Below are 18,545 nucleotides of genomic sequence, written 5' to 3'. Positions count from 1 at the left end.
AAAGAAAAGCATATGTCCATCAAACTGAAGTTGCTTCGCGTCCAGGCTGGATTGACGCTCGAAGAGCTGGCACAGGCCGCCGACCTGACCCGCAGCTATGTATCGAAGCTCGAAAGAGGCATCTCGACCCCTTCCGTCGGCGCGGCGCTGAAGCTGGCCAAGGCGCTGCACGTGCAGGTCGAGGAAGTGTTCGCGGAGCCGTCCGACAACGACCCGGTGCTCATCAGCCGTGCGCAGGCCACGGCCTCGCCGGACGCGCGCGCGAAGACGCCGCGCGTGGTGTCAGGCGCCTCGCCCGACCGCCGCATGATCGCGTTCGTGCTGACGCCCACCGAGGAGCCGGTGCGCAACCATCCGATGAGCCATCACAAGGGCGAAGAGCTGCTGTACGTGCTCAAGGGCCGCGTCAGCCTGCAGCTCGCGGGGCGCGTCGAACTGCTCAACGCGGGCGACAGCGCGCATTTCAATTCGAGCATTCCCCACAAGATCACGTCGGTGGGCAAGCAGCAGGCGTCCGTGCTGCTTGTGGTGGCGCAAGAGGAATAGACAGGAAAGAGGACGAGCTAGGCAGCAGAGCTGTAGAGGTCCGGCACATAGCGCTCCATGAGCGTTTGCGGCTTGGCCGGCGATGCAAAGCCGAACTTCTCGTAGAGCCCATGCGCGGTGCTCGTGGCCAGCATGAACCGCCGCAGGCCCTGGAGCCGCGGGTGCGACATCACCGCGGCCATGAGCGCGGCGCTGTAGCCCTTGCCCCGGTGCTGCGGCAGCACGAAGACGTCGACCAGATAGGCAAAGGTGGCGTAGTCGGAGATCACGCGCGCATAGGCGACCTGGGCCGTGCCGACGAAGCCGCCGAAGTTCAGGGAGTTCTCGACAGAGGCGCGCACCGTCTCGAAGGGTATCTGCCGGGCCCAGGCCGTCTCTTGCGACAGGAAGCGGTGAATGAGCGCCACGTCCTGGTCGTGGATGTCGGTGGAAATGCGAAGGGGTTCCATCAGAAGCACACGGTTCGTTGAACGAGCCGACATCGTAGGGCCGCGCCGAAAGTGCCTCGCTACAGCCACAGTCATCACTTAGCATGCGGCCATGAGCTACACCGTGAAACTGATCGACTTTCCCGATGCGCCGCATGACGTCATCGCCACCGCCGAATCGCGCTTCCGGCGTGAACTCGACAAGCTGCTGGGCGACGGCGTCGAACAAGCGCTGAAGGCTTTCGAGAACGCCAGCGAATCGAGCGCCGACGAACTCACCAAGGAAGAAATCGCGCTGGCCGCCAGCTGGGCCAAGGCCTACGAAGCGGCCAAGACAGCGGGCTTTCGCGCACTCGGCGAGGCCGACGAGGCCTACTTCGAGGTCAGGGCCGACTGACCGACCGATTCCACGACCGCCTCATTCTTCGCCTCCGGAGTCCGATCATGAAGATGCTGTTCGCCCTCCTGCTCGCTGGACTGCTTTCCGCCTGCGCGACCGCACCCGGCAGCGCGCCGGCCACCACCACCCAATCCGCCCAACCCACGGAAGCGGCAACGCCGCCCCAGCCCACGGGCGTGCAGTGGCGTTACATCAACTCGCGGTCGTACGACGCATTGAACGCCGGACTGGGCAACAGCCACCGCTACGAAAGCGGCATCGGCTGGATCGACGTCTACGTGTACGACATGAAGCGCACCAACTGGCTGCCGGGCGTCGCCGATCCGCAGTTCGACGAACACTTCAAGAGCACCATTGCCGAGGTGCAACGCGCCACCGCCCAGGGCATGTACGCCAGCGCCAAGATCGGGCCGACGCGCGACGTGCAGATCGAAGGGCTGACCTTTCGCACGATCTCCTTCCGGCTCGTGCATGCCCGCGACAACAAGGCCTACGACTCCTACACCTACCTCACGGCACGCAACGGCCGCCTGCTGAAGTACCGCATGTCGTTCAATGCCCCGGCACCGGCCAACGTGGATGCGATCGCGCGCGAGTTCATCGAGCGCAACGTGCGCACCGGCCCCGACACGCCGGTCGGCACGCGCAACCTTCGCAGCACCTGAACCTGGGCGCCGGCGAGCGAGCGAGCGAGCGAGCAGGCTCAGGCCGGGCGGCAGCTCGCCCGGTAGCCGCGCAGGCCACCCGGGTCGAGCACCGTCAGCCCCCGCGTTTCGAGGCGGATCAACCCCAGCGCCTGAAAGCGCTGCAGCGCCACGTTCACGCGCTGCCGCGACACGTTCGCGAGCAGGCCGATTTCGGTTTGCCCGACCTGCAGCGTGCGCGGCGCATCGGGATACAGCTCGGGGTTGAACAGGCTGGCCAGGCAGTTCGCGACGCGGGCGTCGGTGTCCAGCAGGCGCTCGTGTTCCAGCGCGCCGATGAAAAGGCTCAGGCGTGCATTCAGCAGGTCTTGCAGGTAGTGGTTGAAGGGCACGCTGGTGCCGCGCAGCCATTCGAAGGTGAGGCGCGGCATGAGCGCCACGCGTGAAGGCCGCAGCGCGAACACGTCGTAGCGGCGCGCCTCGTGCTTGAACAGCGAGCCTTCGCCGAACCACACGCCGGCCGAGACGCCGGTCAGGGTCGAGACCCGGCCGTCTTCCGACGCGACCGACATCTTGGCGAAGCCATCGATCAGCGCCATCCAGTGCTCCACCGGCTGGCCGGCGCGTGCAATGCAGCCGCCGCGCGCGAACTGCCGCTCCTGCATGCTGCCGAGCACGTGCTCCAGGTCGGCGTGCGGCAGGGCCTGCGCCCACGTCGAGCGCCGCACCATCTCTTCCATGGCGGGCCCGGAAGAGCCGCCGGAGGGATCAGGGATTACCTGTAGCAATTCGCGTGTCATCTGTCGTCGCAACGACCGCGGTCCGAAACGTCCATCCGTATTCTTTCCCTACACCTACACAACACAGGAGAGACATCCATGTTCGCTACACCCCGCCCCCCGCGCAAGCGGGTTTTTCCTTGGGCCCCGCCCCGCATCGTTGCTGGAAGCCTCGCGATGGCGGGCGCGCTGCTGATCGCAGGCTGTGGCGGAGGTTCCAGCAGCTCGGTGCTTCCCCTCTTCCCTAGCGCGCCGCCCGCGCCGCCTGCCACGCCCGCACCGCCGCCGGCCGCGTTCCAGGTGAAGACGCTGTCGTCGCCGCCGGACATGATCAGCGGCGGCGACACGCTGCTGGAGATCACCGCGCCCACCGACGTGGCGCTCGACAAGGTGCGCGTGAGCCTCAACGGCAAAGACGTGACCTCGCAGGTGCCGGTGGCCGACAGCCAGGCCCGCGTGCTGCGGGGGCTCGTCACCGGGCTCACGACCGATGCGACGAGCACCACCGGCAGCGCCAACTCGCTGGTGGTGAGCAATGCCGACAACGCCGCGCAACGCACCGAGACCCAGTTGGTCAACTACCCCATCACCGGGCCGATTCTCTCGGGCCCGCACATCTCGCCCTACGAATGCCGCACCGTGCAGAACGGCCTGGGCAACCCGCTCGATGCCGACTGCTCGGCCACCACGCAGGTGGTCTGGTACTACCGCACGAAAGCCAACACCTTCATGCCGCTGAGCGACCCGACCGGCCCGCGCCCGGCCGACCTGGTGACCACGACCACCAATGACGGCAACACCGTGCCCTACATCGTGCGCGTGGAGTCCGGCACCATCAACCGCGGCGTGTACCGGCTCGCGGTGCTCGACAACCCCGCCAAGGGCGCGCCCGCCACCTGGAAGCCCGGCACCGGCTGGAACAAGAAGCTGGTCGTGTACTTCGACTGCTGCGGCTCGGCCCAGTACAACCAGGGCGTGCATCCCATCGAATCGATCCTCGGCGACGCCGGCCACATCCAGCTGTCGCGCGGCTTCGCCTTCATGAACTCGACCGAGCTGTGGAACAACCAGCACGCCAACCCGCACCTGCAGGGCGAGACGCTGATGATGCTGAAGGAGCACGTCATCGAGGAGTTCGGCACCGTGCCCAAGTGGACCGTCGGCTTCGGCGGCTCGGGCGGCGCCATCCAGCAGTACCTGATCGCGCAGCTCTACCCCGGCCTGCTCGACGGCATCCAGCCCATCGTGTCGTTCCCCGAGACACTGATGCCCGAGGTGATGGAGTGCCGGCTGCTGAACAACGTCTACAAGCTCGACGCAGCCACCTGGACCACCGCCAAGCAGACCGCCGTGAACGGCTTCAACACCGACCCCAAGAGCGGTATCACCACCTGCATGAGCTGGGACGCGGCCTTCGCGAGCATCATCAAGTCCGACAACGCGGCGGGCTGCGGCTTTCTCGAGCCGGCCAACGCATCGAACGTGTTCAACCGCACCACCAACCCCAACGGCATCCGCTGCGACCTGTTCCAGACCAACGTGAACCTGCTCGGCAAGCGCGCCGGCACGCAGGAGGCCCGGCGCCCGCTCGACAACATCGGCGTGCAGTACGGCCTGGCCGCGTTGAACAGCGGCGCGATCTCGGTGACGGAGTTTCTCGACCTGAACCAGAAGGTCGGCGGCTTCGACGGCGATGGCAACACGCAGGCTGCGCGCTCCGAGGCGGACCCCGACGCGCTGAAGCTCACCTACGCGGGCGGCTTCAAGAACAGCTTCAGGGGGCCGGGCCTGGCGAACATTCCGATCATCACGCAGCGCGGCAACGCCGACTCGGCGGCCGACATCCACGACACCATGCAGGACCTGATCATCCGTGCCCGCCTGCAGCGCGCCAACGGCCGCAGCGACAACCAGATCATCTGGACGCTGGGATCGAAGTCGCCCGTCGACTACATGTCGGCCTCGCTCGATCTGGTCAACAAGTGGCTGGACAACATGGCCGCCGACCCGGCCCCCGCCTCCACCGACAAGGTGGTGCGCAACAAGCCGACAGGCGCCAACGACGCCTGCTGGGACCCCAGCGGCACGCGCATCGACGAAGTGGCATCGACCGACCCGGCCGCACAGTGCAACGTGGTTTATCCGCGCTTCAGCACGCCGCGCCTGACGGCCGGATCGCCGCTGGTCAATGACGTGCTCAAGTGCCAGCTCAAGCCGGTCAACGCCGCCGACTACAAGGTGACCATTGCCGGCGCCGACCTCGCGCGGCTGCAAACGATCTTCCCGAGTGGCGTGTGCGATTGGAGCAAGCCCGGCGTGGGCCAGGACCCGCTGCGCGGCACCTACCTGCGGTTGCCGCTCAATTGACCAACTGACACTAACCGACCGGCGCAGCAGGCTTGCGGGCGGCGCCGGGCAACCCGGCCACCCGCTGCGCGAGAAAGTCCACCAGCACGCGCACCCGCAGCGGCTGGTGGCGGCGCGGGGCATACAGCAGATGCACGTCTTGCGCAGGGCCGGTGTGGCGCCCGAGCACCCGCACCAGCCGCCCTTCGGCCAGCAGGTCGGCCACCATCCACGTGGGCTGCAGCGAGATGCCCGCGCCCGCGAGCACGCTGTCGAGCAAGGCCACCGCGTTGTTCACGCGGTAGCGGCTGCGCACTGGCACGGCCACCGGGCCGTCTGGCCCCGTGAGCAGCACGCCGTCGTCGCCGGCCGCATAGCGCAGGTAGTCGTGGGCCACGAGGTCTTGCGGTTTGCGCGGCTTGCCGCGCAAGGCCACGTAGCCGGGCGACGCGACGAGCACGCGCGGCCACGTGCCCAGGTGGCGCGCAACCAGGTCGGGCGGCAACGCGCCGCCCACGCGCAAAGAGACATCGATGCGCTCTTCGCGCGGATCGACGAAGCGGTCGTCGAGCACCAACTCGAGTTGGATCCCGGGATGCAGGCGCAGGAACTCGACCGCCATCGCATTAAGGTACCGCTGCCCCATGGTGACCGGCGCGCTGACACGCAGCAGGCCCTGCGGCTGCTGCACCTGCTCGCGCGCATCGGCCACCGCGTCGCCGTAGTCTTCGAGCACGCGGCGGGCGCGCTCGTGAAAGCGCTGCCCTTCATGCGTAAGGCTCAGGCCGGTGGCGGCGCGGCGCAGCAGGCGCACGCCCAATGAACGCTCCAGGCCAGCGACCAGCTTGCTGACGGTGGGCTGCGTGGTGTCCAGCGCGCGGGCCGCGCCCGAGAGGCTGCCGAGATCGACGCTGAGCACGAAGGCAGAGAGTGCGCGCAGGGTGTCCATGGTGCATTCGATATGGGAATGGAGTTGATGCCATTTTGCCTTCTACCCATCCGTATCCGAATACTCGAAAGTCGGTTCATCCCAACCATTTCGAGGACTTCCAATGACCGCATCGACACTCGGATCGATCCTGCGCCAAGGCGCACTGGCGCTCACGCTGGCAGGCGTTGCCGCCGCATCCACCGCGCAGACGAGCGCGCCGCCGCCCACCTACTGGAGCCCCAGCTGGATGGCCGCCACCCAGCCCCTGTGGGACGGCAGCTTCGTGCTGCCTGCCGGCGTCCCCTTCCAGTTCAATCGACAGACGATCCGCCAGGTGGCGCGCCTGAGCATCGGCGGCACCCGGCTGCGCGTGGTGATCAGCAACGAAGGCGGCGCCTCGCCGCTGCACGTCGGTGCGGTGCGCGTGGCCCGGCACGCCGAAGGCTCGGCCATCGTCGAAGGCAGCGACCGCGCGGTGCGCTTCGGCGGGCAGGCCGAGGTTGTCGTGCCGCCCGGTGCGCGGCTGGTCAGCGACCCGGTCGACCTGCCGCTGCCCGCGCTCGGCGAAGTCGCCGTGTCGCTCTACCTGCCTGCGCCGAGCCAGCCCGCGGGCTTTCACTTCGATGCCCGACAGATCGCCTATGTGGCCGACGGCGACATGACCGGAGCCCCGCACCTGCCCGCTGACGCCGCGCAATGGAGCACCCGCGTCTACGTGAGCGGCCTGATCGTCGAGACACCGAAGGCGCCCACCACCGTCGTCGCCCTCGGCGATTCGCTGACCGACGGCAACGGCTCGACGCCCGGCGCCAACACCCGCTGGCCCGATGCACTGGCCGAGCGCCTTGCGGGGCGTGGCGTGGGCGTGCTCAACGCCGGCAACTCCGGCGGCCGCCTGCTGAAAGACGGCATGGGCCGCGCCGCGCTGGAGCGCGTCGGCCGCGACGTGTTCTCGCAGCCCGGCGTGCGCGCCATGGTCGTGATGCTGGGCACCAACGACATCGGCTGGCCGGGCGGCCCGTTCGCGCCGCAGGAGCCCGCCGTGCGCGCCGAAGAAGTCATCCAGGGGTTTCGCCGGTTGATCGCGATGGCCCATGCCCATAACGTGCGCATCATGGGCGCCACCATCGTCCCCAACGAACGCGCGTTGGAAGGCACGCCGCTGGCCGGCCACCACTCGCCCGAAAAAGACAAGGTGCGGCAGGCCGTGAACCGCTGGATTCGCGAGAGCGGCGCCTTCGACGCCGTGGTCGATTTCGACGCCCTGCTGCGCGACCCGGCCCGCCCGATCCGCATGAAGGCCGCGATGGACTCCGGCGACCATCTGCACCCCGGCGACGCCGGTTACAGGGCGATGGCCGCCGCGATCGACCTCGACGCCCTGCTGGGCGGCCCCATGCAGCCGTAAGAGAACGGCCGCGGGAAGGCCCGGAACGGGGCTTTCCACGCGTCCTTGGAGACCACAAATATACTGTACATAAATACAGTATTTCTCTAAAATTCGTCGTCTCCAAGAACAACAGCGAGGCGACCTCCATGACCACCGCCACTCCGCCTGCGCCCTCTGCGCAGGTTCTCTTTTTCTCCCGGCTGCAGCCGTTGCAGCCCCGCGCACGCACAGGCCGCATCTCGACCTGGCCCTTCAAGGTGGCCCGCGAGATGGGGTCTGCCGACGACGACGATGGCAATGAAATGGACGACGTCCGCGTTCAGGCGGCGCGCGTCATCCGCACGACGGCCGAGCATTGGTGGCCGTCTGCTTCCTGAGCCGCCTCATTGCAAGGAAGGCCGTATGAAGTCCGAACATCTTTCCCGGAATGGACAAGTGCGCAACCGGCTTCTCATCGGACTGTTTCCCGACGAGGCCGTTCGCACTGAAATCAAGGCGCATCGCGACGATTGGCTGTGGCCCACGAGCAGCCGTTTTCCTCCAGAAGATCGATGGCATCTGACGCTGGAGTACCTTCACGATCAGGACGAATTCGCGGAGCGACGTCTGCGTGCCGCGCTGGCGCAGGTGTCGCTGCCAACGCTGGAACTCACGCTGGACCACTCATGCACATGGAACAACGACGTTTCGGTGGTCCAGCCTGCGGACCATCAAGGCCTGCGCGCGCTTCAAGCCCATATCGAACACGCAGTGCATCGGGCCGGCTTCCGTTCTCTCATCCGCGGATGGAACCCGCACGTCACGATTGCCAGAGACGCGGAGCATGCTGCCTGCCCGACCTTGAGCCCCATCCGTTGGAACGTGCGGGAGTTCAGGCTCGTTCGCTCGCACTTCACGCGTCCCTTTCGTCATGAGTTGCTGGCGTCCTACCCTGCGCATTAGGAATCCGGCGCTACATTTCCTGCATGCTGACGCCACCCGACCTTTCGCAAGACGCCATCGCCCAATGCCTCGCCAACGAATACGGGTTGCACGCCATACACGCTGAATTCCTGCCGCTCGGGGCCGATGTGAATTCAGCCGTATTTCGCGTCGATGCCAACGACGGGGCTGCGTACATCCTCAAGCTGCGCCGAGACGATTGCAGGCCGGCCGTCGTCTCCATCCCCGCCTTTCTCCATCACGAGAAAGGCATCGAGGCCGTGATGGCGCCGCTGCCGGCCACAGACCGCCAACTCAGCGTGCGCAGCCTTGGCTTCGACTGGATGCTCTATCCCTTCTTCAAGGGCGACAACGGCTTCGAGCGCGCCCTGTCCAATGCGCAATGGACCGCGCTCGGTGCCGCATTGAGCGCCGTTCACCATGCCGAGCTGCCGGATGCCCTGCGCGCAGGCGTGCCGCAAGAAAGCTATTCGCACCACTGGCGTGAAGGCGTGCGCCGATACCAGCGCCGCTTCATCAACGGCCTGGCCGGCGACGACGTCGTTCGCCGCTTTCTCGCCTTCTGGGAAGCGCATGACGAAGAGATCGACACCGTCGTCTACCGGAGCGAACAGATCGCCTCGATCCTGCTGGAGCGATCGTTGCCGCTCGTGCTGTGCCACTCCGACATCCACGCCGGCAACGTACTCGTCGGCGACAACGACAGCCTGTGCGTCATCGACTGGGACACGCTGATCCTCGCGCCGAAAGAGCGCGACCTGATGTTCATCGGCGGCGGTGTCGGTCACGTGTGGAACCAGCCGAGGGAAGAAGCGCTGTTCTACGAGGGCTATGGGCCAACAGACATCGACCCGATGGCGCTGGCCTACTACCGCTACGAACGGATCACCAGGGACCTGCTCGAAACCTGCGACCTGATCTTCGATACGGCCGCGAGCGTGGAAGACCGCGAAGAGGGCCTGCGCCAGATCGCGAGCCAGTTCCTGCCGGACGACGTCGTCGCCATCGCGCACCGGAGCTACGAAGCGATCACCTGATTCGAGCCGGCGGGCTCAGATCAGCAGGTCCTGCGCATCGTCCTCGAAGCCCGCGACGGGCTGCGCCTTGGCCAGCGCCAGCCAGACGGCGAAGGGAATGCGCTCGAAAGCGCGGTGCACCGCCGCGCGGGCCACCACGAGGCGCTCGCCTTCGAGCACCATCACGCCGCATTCGGCAGGCACCTCTTCGGGCTTGGCGATGCAGCGCCCCTTGGCGTCGTTGCCCAGCACGTACCAGCACTCGCCACCCAGGTCGAGGTAGGCCGCGCGCTTGTCGGGCTTGCGCAGATCGCCGAGCAGGTCGGCGCGGCTCACCTTCACCTCGTGCACGATGGGGTGCGCATAGGCCTCGACGCTGGTGTTGCGGATCGAAAACACATCGGGCCGCGCCATGCACCAGCGCGGCTTGCCGCCCTCTTCCAGCGGCGGCAGGCGGGCACGCAAGCCAAGGCCACGCCATGCGATACGGCCGCCGCGCGTCATCTCGCGCGCCACGCGCTCGACCAGCGCCTCGTGCGGCGACAGCGCCGCGCGGTTGAGGGTGAGCGTGGTCGCGATGCGCGCAATGCCGGCATCGGTCACGCGCAGGGTCTCGTGGCCCTGCACGGAGCGCACGCGTTCGAGATAGCCACCGGCGAGCAACTCGACCTCGATGCCGTCGCAGCAGGGCCAGCCGGCCGAACGGTAGATCTCGCGAAGGCGCCGCGCATGCAGCTTGCCGAAAGGTACGGCCGATTGCATCGGTGGCGGCTCCACCACCGGCGGCGGAAAACCGGGGTCGGTGACGGGCGGCGCCACCGGGGGCGGGTCGCCCTCGGGCGGCGGCATGGGCTGCGGTGGCGGCGGTGCGATGGGCAACGGCACATCGGGCGCGGGCGGCGGCGGGCCGATCGGCGCCGCGACCACCACAGGCGCAGGAAAAACGGTTTCAGGCATGGAAGAAACAGGTTAGCGAAAAGTCGGCGGCGGTGCGAGGCATGGAACCATCGGTTGCATTCGAGGAGCGGCGGTTTCGGCAGGCAACACGCCGGCGTTCAATGAAAGTCCCGGCTCGTGTTGCTCTGCGCGAGCCGGCCCATGAGCGGCGTCAGGTCCTTGAAGCCGGTGGCGATCAGGTGCTGCACCTTGCCACCGCTGTCGTCGTCGCGCTGCCAGGTGCCTTGCACCGCGAGCAGGTGCGACTTCAGCAGCGGCTCGCGCCAGGCATCGATGACGTGGTTCCAGACGATCACGTTGACGTTGCCGGTCTCGTCTTCGAGCGTGACGAAGATGGTGCCGTTGGCGGTTCCGGGCCGCTGCCGGCCCTTGACGATGCCGCAGGCGCGCACGGTCTGCCCGGTGGGCTGCGCGCGCAGTTCCTCCGCGCTCATGAGCTTCATGCGCGCCAAACGTGGGCGAAGCAGCGCGAGCGGGTGGCGGCGCAGCGTGAGGCGGAGCGCCGCGTAGTCGCCGACGATCTCTTCGCCCTCGGACGCAGCGGGCAGCAGCAGAACCTGCTCGTGGATCGGCACGCCCTTGAGCAGGGCCGGCGAGCGATGCTGCGCGGTGGCGTCCCACACCTGCTGGCGCCGATGGCCCGAGAGCGACATCAGCGCATCGGCCGCAGCGAGCGCCGCCATGTCCTTGCCGTCGAGTTCGGCGCGCAACGCCAGGTCTTCGGTGCTGGTGAATGGCGCTTGTGCGCGCGCTTTCAGCAGGCGTTCGGCGCCGTCCTTGCTGAGGCTGGCGATGCGGTTCAGGCCGAGCCGCACCGCGGGCTGGTTCTCGTTGCCCAGGCGGTCGGCATAGCGCGCGTCGGTGCCCGCCGGCATGCGCGGCGCATCAGGGGCGCGGGCTTCGAGCGTGGTGTCGATGTCGCTGCATGTGACATCGACCGGCCGCACCTCGACGCCATGGCGGCGCGCGTCCTGCACGAGCTGCGATGGGCTGTAGAAGCCCATGGGTTGCGAATCGAGCAATGCGGCGAGAAAGCAGGCAGGCTCGTAGTTCTTGAGCCAACTGCTCACGGTGACCAGCAGCGCGAAGCTCGCAGCATGGCTTTCGGGGAAGCCGTAATCGCCGAAGCCCATGACCTGCTTGAAGATGGCTTCGGCAAAGCTGGCCTTGTAGCCGTTATCGACCATGCCGTTCACGAGCTTGTCGTGGAACTTGCCGAGGCCGCCCTTGCGTTTCCATGCCGCCATCGCGCGGCGCAACTGGTCCGCCTCGTCGGCCGTGAATTTGGCCGCGATCATGGCGATCTGCATCACCTGCTCCTGGAAGATCGGTATGCCCAGCGTGCGTTCGAGTGCGGGGCGAAGCTCGTCTTTCTCGTAGACGATCGGCAGCCTCTTGGCCACCCGCTCGCGCTGCTTCAGATACGGATGCACCATGCCGCCCTGAATGGGCCCCGGCCGCACGATCGCGACCTCGATCACCAGGTCTTCGTAGGTACGCGGCTTCAGGCGAGGCAGCATCGACATCTGCGCCCTGCTCTCGATCTGGAACACGCCGATGGTGTCGGCGTCGCAGATCATGTCGAACACCTTCTGGTCGTCGTTCGGGATGTGATGCATCTGCACCATCGAGCCCCGCCAGCGGTTCATGTGGTCGAGCCCGCGCCGGATCGCACTGAGCATGCCGAGCGCGAGCACGTCGACCTTGAGCATGCCCATGGCTTCGAGGTCGTCTTTCTCCCACTGGATGACGGAGCGGTCTTTCATCGATGCCTTCTCGACCGGCACCAGCCGCGTGAGCCTGGTGTGCGTGAGCACGAAACCGCCGACGTGCTGGCTCAGGTGGCGCGGAAATCCCTTGAGCTTCTGCGTGAGCTCGATCCACTGCATCAGCTTGAGTTCGTCTTCTTCCACGCCGACGCGCGCGGCTGCCTGGCGCAGTTGTTCGCCCAGCACGGTGTCGTCGAACCAGTAGTGGTCTTTGGCAAATTCATCGATCAGCCGCTCATCGATGCCGATGGCCTTGCCCACGTCACGCAAGGAGCTGCGCGCGCGGTAGCAGATGACGACGGCGGCGATGGCTGCACGCTCGCGGCCGTATTTCTCGTAGATGTACTGGATGACTTTTTCGCGCTTCTGGTGCTCGAAGTCGACGTCGATGTCAGGTGGCTCGCGGCGTTCACGGCTAAGAAAGCGCTCGAACAGCAGCGTGCCCTTGTCGGGGTTGATCGCGGTGATGCCGAGGCAGTAGCAGACCGCCGAGTTGGCCGATGAGCCACGGCCCTGGCAAAGGATGCCCTCGGATTTTGCGAAGCGCACGATGTCTTCCACCGTGAGAAAGAACATCTCGTATTCCAGGTCGATGATCAGCTTCAGCTCTTTGTGCAGCTGCATGCAGACACTTCCGGGAATTCCCGAGGAATATCTTTCGATCGGGTACATCTTCAATGCGCCCTCCCACGTCTTTCGCACCAGCGTCTGCGCGGCAGTTTCATTGTTGCCCACCATCTCCAGCGGGTACTTGTAGTTCTCCCGGATCACCTTTGGATCAAATCTGCAACGCTGCGCCACCACCAGCGTATTCGCCAGCATCTGCGGCAGATAAAGCTCGGCCAGCCGCATCCGCTGCCGCAGATGCCGCTCGGCATTCGACTCCAGCGCAAAGCCGCACTCGGCCACGGTCTTGCCTTCGCGCACGGCCGTCAGCACGTCATGCAAGGGCTTGCAGGCACGCACATGCATGTGCACATCGCCGGCCGCCACCAGCGGAACGCCGGCCTGTTCGCCCGCCTGCATCAGCGTGACGAACCAGAGGTCGTCGTCGACTTCGTTGAACAGCTCCATCGCCAGCCAGAGGTTGATGCCGTAAAGCGCCTTGGCGGCCATCAGGTCTTCATGCAGCGTGGCGACGTCCACCGCGCGGCCGGGGGCCCGATGCGGCACGAAAAGAACCTGGCAGCGCTGTAGCGAGGCCACGTCGCTGCCTTCCCAGCTCACGCGGTACTCGCCCTTGGGCAACTCTGTGTTGCGCGCGGCGGTGATGAACTCGCAGAGGTTGCCCCAGCCCTCGGTGTCGTTCGCGATCACCACGAGCTTGAAGCGCTCGAAGCGGAACTCGCTGCCGAACAGCAACCGGAAATCGGGGTGACGCGGAATCGGCGGCTCGTCGGGGTTCTCGCGTTCGTACTCATCCAGCTTCGCAGGCAGGTCGCGCAACGCGACATGCGCACGCACGATGCCTGCCACCGAGCATTCATCGGTGATCGCCAGCGCCGAGTAGCCCAGGTGGTAGGCGCGCTCCACCATGTCCTCGGGCATCGATGCGCCGCGCTGAAAGCTGAAGTTCGTCAGGCAGTGCAGCTCGGCATAGTCGGGCAAGCCCGGCACCGGCCTGAACCGCTGCGGCAGCACATGCACCTTGGCAGGCATGAGCGCCCGCATCTGCTTGCCGCTGGGATCAGGCATAGAAGCCTTGCAGGTACCAGCGCACTTCGCCGGAAGAAAAGCGCGCGGCAGGCCGCTCGCGAAAGATCCACACCAGCCCGGCCTCGGGGCTTTCCGCCACGTAGTAGTCGCGCATCGCGGGCTGGCCGCCGTCGTTCTTGTCGCCCCACCAGCCGGCTTCGACGCGCTGCGGCCCGATCAGCTTGCTCAACGGCCCGAGGTAGCACGGCCGCTCGCCGTCCATCTCCAGCAGCAGGGGTTCGGGCAGCAGCCATGGCGGATAGAGCGCATCGGGCTGCGAGGCCGCGGCCTTCGCGTCCTTTCGGACCTTGTCGGGCGCCTTGTCTTTCTGCAGCGCGGGCCGCCATGCCTGCTTGCGCTCGGGCCGGTGGTCGGCCTGCGCCGACGGCACCACGACCTGCGTGGCACCGAGCCGCATGCTGAGCCGCTCGACCATCTCGTGCAGCTTGTCGCCCTTGCGGTTGTCTTCGGGCAGAAAGCTGGTGCTGGCGCCGGCCCACGGATCGGTTTCGAGGGTGCGCAGCCGGAGCCAGCTCGTGGGCGCGGCAAGCGTGGTGAGCGCCAGTTTTTCGGACAGCAGACGGCGCAGGTGCGCCATGTCCTGCGTGGGCTCGGCCGTGCGCACGGTGACCTGCTGGTGCGGCGGCAGGTTCACGCCGTTGAAGCGCTTGAGGTCGAGCGTCCATTGCAGCTCGAGCGCACGCGCGCCGCGCTGGCGCGCACGCAGCCAGAACTGCAGCGCCATCAGCAGGCGGTTGGCCGACCACATCAGCTCGGGCGCGGTCACGGCGAGCGCGGGCAGCTCCAGCTTCTGCTCGAACACGTCGGGCAGTGTGAGCCAGGTGTGGCTTTCGGGGCGCAGGCCCCAGGCCTTGTCGAGCGCCTCGCGCAAGTCCGCGCCGAAGCGCCGCGTGAGGCCGCCGCGCGGCAAGGCGGCCACGTCGCCCCAGGTGCGGCAGCCGAGCCGCGCGAGCAGGTCGAGGTGCGCATGCGCGGCGCTCAGGGTGTCGAGCGGCAGGCCCTCCGGAATGTTCTTCGGCCGGTCTTCGTCGCGCGAAAACAGGCGCAGCCGCGCCAGCGCGATCAGGCTGGTGGCGCCCTGTGCGCCCAGCATGCGCGCATCAGGGACAGGGTTGGCGGCGAGCAGCCCCCGCATCATTTGCAGCCGCCCGCCCCACAGGCGCTCGCAGGCGGAAACCTCGAGCATCAGGGCTTCGTCTTGCCAGGCGACATGGGGCGTGTACTGCAGCGCCCACCAGCCCAGGGCCTCGGGCGTGGGCAGGGGCTGTGCATCAGGTGTGTCGGGCGCGTCGGCTTCAAGCGACCACCGCAATGCGATCCAGTGCATTGGGGCCTCCTTTCCACGCGTCGATGCGGACCACGGTGGCCTGCGATGCCGCCTCGCCGGCAGGCGGCACCGTGCCCAGTTGCTGCAAGCGCAGCCTGCGCCGCAGCCGGGCGGCGGCCAGCAGCGCGGCCATGCGCTCGTTGCGCGCGGGCAGCATCACCGGCGAGGCCAGCGGCGGGCCGCGACGCTTGAGGATGTGCAGCTCGATCTGCGCGCTGTCGCTCTCGCAGCGCTCGACCTGGATGCGAAGCCGCGCAGGCGACGCCGACTGCGCCACCGACCGGGGCCGGCACACGAAAAGCAGCACCTCGTGCTGGGCGGCGGCCAGCTGCAGCCGCCGCAACTCGGCCACGCGCGCCTGCGGCAGCCAAGCCACGACGGCGGCCACGTCGGCGCAGCGCAGCGCCTGCTCGCAGGCCCACAGGCGCGCGGGGGCTGCATCGCTGCGGACCCACATCAGGGCTTCCACCGGCAGGCCCTGCGCCGCGAGCGAAGGGCCGCAAGGCTCGTAAGGCGCACCGATCAGCACGACCGGGCCGCCGCGCGTTTCCACCGCCTGCGCCAACGCGGGCAGCAGCAGCCGCCAGACGTGGGCCTCGGGCGAGGCCTGCAGCAGCTCCGTCATGGCGCCGACCGGCCAGCCGCCGCCCGGCAATTGCGCGTCGAGCGCGGCATGGCCGGTGGCAGTGACCTGCGCATCGGCCAGGCCAAGCTCGTCGGCGTGCCAGACGCCACGGCCTGCGGCAGCGGAAAAGGAGTCGAGGAAAGGGAGGCCCATGATTGAACTGTTAACTGTATTTTTATACAGTATTTCATGGGTCGCAAGAAGGAAGAGGCTTTTCTTCCGGGTTGGCTTTTTCATATTCCCATGGCTCATGCCAAGGCGAGCAGAAGTCGTTTGAGCCGGGGCCGTGCTTTCGCTCCAATGCCAGGCAAAGGAGCCCCGCATGAACCACCCCACCGCCACCGTCACCGCCGGCCTGAACTACCTGCAGCCTTCCGCGCTGCGCCCGTTCAGCTACACCTTCCAGCCGCCACCCGACACGCCCTGGGAAAGCGGCAGCTACGAGCTGCGCCCCATGCCGATCTCGGACGCACGCGCCGCCGCGGCCCCCACCGACATCGAGCGCGAAGGCTTCGTGCTGCGCGATGCACCCACGGCCGTGGCCGACTTTCTCGACGATGCCGAGGTCACGGCCATCTACCACCGCGAGGTCGCCGAACTGGCGCTGCAAGTGACGGGCGGCACCCGGGCCTACGTGTTCGACCACCTGGTGCGCCGCCGCGAAGCCGATCGCGCCGCCTTGAGCTTCGGCCGCCGCGCGAGCGACGGCAAGGCTGCTGCCAACGGCCGCATCCACAACGACTACACCGAGGAATCCGGCCGCCGCCGGCTGGCCATGGTGCTGGCCGACCCCGATGAGGCCGCGGCCGTGCGGCGCTACTGCATCGTCAACGTCTGGCGCTCGATCAGGGGCCCGGTGCTCGACACGCCATTGGCCGTGTGCGACGCGCGCTCGGTGATGGCGAAGGACCTGGTCAGCGCCGAAGTGCGCTACCCGCGCCGCACCGGCGAGATCTACCTGGCGACCCATTCGCCCTCGCACCGCTGGTCGTATTTTTCGGCGATGGACCGGCACGAGGCGCTGGTCTTCAAGCAGTACGACTCGCAGTTGAGCGGCGTGTCGCGCTACACGCCGCATGCGGCCTTCGACCACCCCGATGCGCCCGCCGACGCGCCGCTGCGCGAAAGCATCGAAGCCCGCTGCCTGGTGGTGTTCGAATGACTTCGCCCACACGCCCCACGCTCGATTTCTGGTTCGACTTCGGCAGCAACTACAGCTACCTGAGCGTCATGCGCATCGAGGAAGAAGCGGCGCGCCATGGCGTAGGCATCCGCTGGCAGCCCTTTCTGCTCGGGCCGATCTTTCGCTCGTTCGGCTGGGAGTCGTCGCCCTTCGTGCTGCAGAAAGAGAAAGGCGACTACACGTGGAAAGACATGGCCCGCCAGTGCCGCAAGTACGGCCTGCCATGGCGGCAGCCAACCCGCTTTCCGCGCCCGGCCGTGCTGCCGCTGCGCATCGCTTTGGTGGGCGCCACGCAACCGTGGATGGGCGAGTTCTGCCGCCGCACGATGGCGATGAACTTCGCCGAAGACCGCGACATCGATTCGCCCCAGGCCATGCACGACCTGCTGGCCGACCTCGGCCTGCCGGCGCACCGGATCATCGAAGAGGCCATCTCCGACGCCAACAAGCTGCGGCTGCGGCGCCAGACCGAAACCGCTACCGAGAAAGGCATCTTCGGCGCGCCGACCTTCCTTGCCGGCGACGAAATGTTCTGGGGCAACGACCGCCTCGACGAAGCGCTGGCGTTCTGCCAAGCGGCAGCAGGCTCAGGCGCCGCCTGACTGCTGTTGCCGCGCCTCGGCCGCCAGCCACGCGGCCACGTGGCGCACTTCTTCGCGCGGCGCGTCCTCGGCCTGGATCAGCCAATAGGCATGCCCCGATGACTGAACCGGCTCCGGCGCGGCCACGCGCACGAGGCGCTTTTCATCGAGCAACGGCTGGATCAGCTCGAGCCGCCCCAGCGCCACGCCCTGCCCGGCCAGCGCCGCCTGGATCAGCTGGTCGTACTGGTTGAAGTGCAGCACGGCCTGCGGCTTCGCGTCGGCCCAGCCCACCGAGGCCAGCCAGTCGCTCCATTGCAGCCACGGGTGCTGCGGATCTTCGAATGCCAGCAGGCACAGGCCCGACACGGCCCCGGCCGAACGCAGCGACTTCAGGCCCAGCGAAGGGTGCGCCACGGGCGCCACCGTTTCGCCGAAGAGCCGCAACGCGCCGGCCGGTGCCAGCGCGGGCGTGGTGTAGCGGATGGCCAGGTCGATGCCCTCGTTGCGCAGGTCGGCCAGCCGGTTGTTGGACGAAACGCGCACGTCCACGCCCGGATGCAGCTTCTGCACATGGGCCAGCCGCGGCAGCAGCCAGAGCCCGGTCATGCCGATGCTGGCGCTGAGCGTCACCGGGCGCTGCTCGCCAGCCTGACGGATGCCACCCATCACGTCCTGCAACTGCTGCACGGCACCATCGGCGCTGCGAAAGAGCCGCTCGCCCTCGGCGGTGAAAGAGATCGAGCGATGGCCGCGCACCAGCAGCTTCACGCCCAGTTGCTCTTCCAATGCATGGATCTGCTTGCTGACCGCCGACTGCGTGAGGCACAGGTCTTGCGCCGCCAGCGAAATGCTCATGCGCCGGCCCACCGCGACAAAGCCCCGCACGAGGTCCAGCGAGGCCATGCGAAGGAGCGAGAGTGGCATTCCCATGATGAATATGAAGCGAGACAAAGCGGGAGAAA

18 protein-coding genes are annotated in these 18,545 nt (G+C 67.4%); 10 read left to right on the top strand and 8 right to left on the bottom strand.

Annotation, left to right across the window (positions count from 1 at the left end):
* Positions 1-12: 12 nt before the first annotated feature.
* A complete protein-coding gene (locus ACGLHS_RS04160; protein ID WP_394477113.1) occupies positions 13-546 on the top strand; it encodes a helix-turn-helix domain-containing protein in 534 nt (177 codons plus the stop codon).
* Positions 547-563: 17 nt separating this feature from the next.
* On the opposite strand, the gene ACGLHS_RS04155 is transcribed toward ACGLHS_RS04160, so the two are convergent.
* Entirely contained in the window at positions 564-995 is a 432-nt protein-coding gene (locus ACGLHS_RS04155; protein WP_093237347.1) for a GNAT family N-acetyltransferase, read from the bottom strand.
* A 91-nt stretch (positions 996-1,086) separates the two neighbouring features.
* Between ACGLHS_RS04155 and ACGLHS_RS04150 the strand changes: the two genes are divergently transcribed.
* Both ACGLHS_RS04150 and ACGLHS_RS04145 read left to right on the top strand, forming a co-directional pair.
* Positions 1,087-1,371, top strand: coding sequence for a hypothetical protein (locus ACGLHS_RS04150; protein WP_093237346.1), 285 nt, complete (start codon positions 1,087-1,089; stop codon positions 1,369-1,371).
* 47 nt (positions 1,372-1,418) lie between these two features.
* Positions 1,419-2,039, top strand: coding sequence for a hypothetical protein (locus tag ACGLHS_RS04145; protein WP_394477110.1), 621 nt, complete (start codon positions 1,419-1,421; stop codon positions 2,037-2,039).
* A gap of 38 nt (positions 2,040-2,077) precedes the next feature.
* Here ACGLHS_RS04145 and ACGLHS_RS04140 read toward each other — a convergent pair whose 3' ends face one another.
* Positions 2,078-2,758 carry a Crp/Fnr family transcriptional regulator gene (locus ACGLHS_RS04140; RefSeq protein WP_394477108.1) on the bottom strand — a complete coding sequence of 227 codons (681 nt, stop codon included), beginning with the start codon at positions 2,756-2,758 and terminating at the stop codon, positions 2,078-2,080.
* Between the two features lie 138 nt (positions 2,759-2,896).
* On the opposite strand from ACGLHS_RS04140, the gene ACGLHS_RS04135 reads away from it, so the two are divergent.
* Positions 2,897-5,164, top strand: coding sequence for a DUF6351 family protein (locus tag ACGLHS_RS04135; protein ID WP_394477106.1), 2,268 nt, complete (start codon positions 2,897-2,899; stop codon positions 5,162-5,164).
* 10 nt (positions 5,165-5,174) lie between these two features.
* On the opposite strand, the gene ACGLHS_RS04130 is transcribed toward ACGLHS_RS04135, so the two are convergent.
* Complete coding sequence (locus ACGLHS_RS04130; RefSeq protein WP_394477104.1) at positions 5,175-6,092, bottom strand: LysR substrate-binding domain-containing protein; 918 nt, start codon at positions 6,090-6,092, stop codon at positions 5,175-5,177.
* 103 nt (positions 6,093-6,195) lie between these two features.
* Here ACGLHS_RS04130 and ACGLHS_RS04125 point away from each other — a divergent pair, with 103 nt between their 5' ends.
* The 4 genes from ACGLHS_RS04125 to ACGLHS_RS04110 all read left to right on the top strand — a co-directional run bounded on the left by ACGLHS_RS04125 (position 6,196) and on the right by ACGLHS_RS04110 (position 9,443).
* Entirely contained in the window at positions 6,196-7,482 is a 1,287-nt protein-coding gene (locus ACGLHS_RS04125) for an SGNH/GDSL hydrolase family protein (RefSeq protein WP_394477102.1), read from the top strand.
* Between the two features lie 128 nt (positions 7,483-7,610).
* Positions 7,611-7,841, top strand: coding sequence for a hypothetical protein (locus tag ACGLHS_RS04120; protein ID WP_394477100.1), 231 nt, complete (start codon positions 7,611-7,613; stop codon positions 7,839-7,841).
* A 25-nt stretch (positions 7,842-7,866) separates the two neighbouring features.
* The gene (gene thpR / locus ACGLHS_RS04115) at positions 7,867-8,406 is read left to right on the top strand and encodes an RNA 2',3'-cyclic phosphodiesterase (RefSeq protein WP_394477098.1); all 540 of its coding nucleotides are present in this window, start codon (positions 7,867-7,869) and stop codon (positions 8,404-8,406) included.
* A 23-nt stretch (positions 8,407-8,429) separates the two neighbouring features.
* A complete protein-coding gene (locus ACGLHS_RS04110; protein WP_394477096.1) occupies positions 8,430-9,443 on the top strand; it encodes a phosphotransferase enzyme family protein in 1,014 nt (337 codons plus the stop codon).
* A 15-nt stretch (positions 9,444-9,458) separates the two neighbouring features.
* Here the strand turns inward: ACGLHS_RS04110 and ACGLHS_RS04105 are convergent, their stop codons facing one another.
* The 4 genes from ACGLHS_RS04105 to imuA form a co-directional block, all read right to left on the bottom strand.
* Complete coding sequence (locus tag ACGLHS_RS04105) at positions 9,459-10,379, bottom strand: hypothetical protein (RefSeq protein WP_394477094.1); 921 nt, start codon at positions 10,377-10,379, stop codon at positions 9,459-9,461.
* 98 nt (positions 10,380-10,477) lie between these two features.
* Positions 10,478-13,843: an error-prone DNA polymerase gene (locus ACGLHS_RS04100; RefSeq protein WP_394477092.1), complete on the bottom strand. Its 3,366-nt coding sequence runs from the start codon at positions 13,841-13,843 to the stop codon at positions 10,478-10,480.
* A complete protein-coding gene (locus tag ACGLHS_RS04095; protein WP_394477090.1) occupies positions 13,836-15,191 on the bottom strand; it encodes a Y-family DNA polymerase in 1,356 nt (451 codons plus the stop codon). The genes ACGLHS_RS04100 and ACGLHS_RS04095 overlap by 8 nt, the downstream gene beginning before the upstream one ends.
* Positions 15,160-15,969, bottom strand: coding sequence for a translesion DNA synthesis-associated protein ImuA (imuA, locus tag ACGLHS_RS04090; protein WP_394477088.1), 810 nt, complete (start codon positions 15,967-15,969; stop codon positions 15,160-15,162). Before imuA ends, ACGLHS_RS04095 begins: the two co-directional genes overlap by 32 nt.
* Positions 15,970-16,138: 169 nt before the next feature.
* Between imuA and ACGLHS_RS04085 the strand changes: the two genes are divergently transcribed.
* Both ACGLHS_RS04085 and ACGLHS_RS04080 read left to right on the top strand, forming a co-directional pair.
* Positions 16,139-16,978 (top strand): CmcJ/NvfI family oxidoreductase, encoded by an 840-nt coding sequence (locus ACGLHS_RS04085; RefSeq protein ID WP_394477085.1) that lies wholly within the window; start codon positions 16,139-16,141, stop codon positions 16,976-16,978.
* Complete coding sequence (locus ACGLHS_RS04080) at positions 16,975-17,601, top strand: 2-hydroxychromene-2-carboxylate isomerase (RefSeq protein ID WP_394477083.1); 627 nt, start codon at positions 16,975-16,977, stop codon at positions 17,599-17,601. Before ACGLHS_RS04085 ends, ACGLHS_RS04080 begins: the two co-directional genes overlap by 4 nt.
* On the opposite strand, the gene ACGLHS_RS04075 is transcribed toward ACGLHS_RS04080, so the two are convergent.
* A complete protein-coding gene (locus ACGLHS_RS04075) occupies positions 17,587-18,507 on the bottom strand; it encodes a LysR substrate-binding domain-containing protein (protein ID WP_394477081.1) in 921 nt (306 codons plus the stop codon). The two genes, ACGLHS_RS04080 and ACGLHS_RS04075, sit on opposite strands and share 15 nt — an antisense overlap.
* Positions 18,508-18,545: the final 38 nt, after the last annotated feature.

The sequence above is a fragment of the Variovorax sp. VaC1 genome (assembly GCF_043658315.1).
In the GTDB taxonomy this organism is placed as follows: Bacteria; Pseudomonadota; Gammaproteobacteria; order Burkholderiales; family Burkholderiaceae_C; genus Variovorax.
This window is presented reverse-complemented; position numbering and strand designations above follow the sequence as displayed.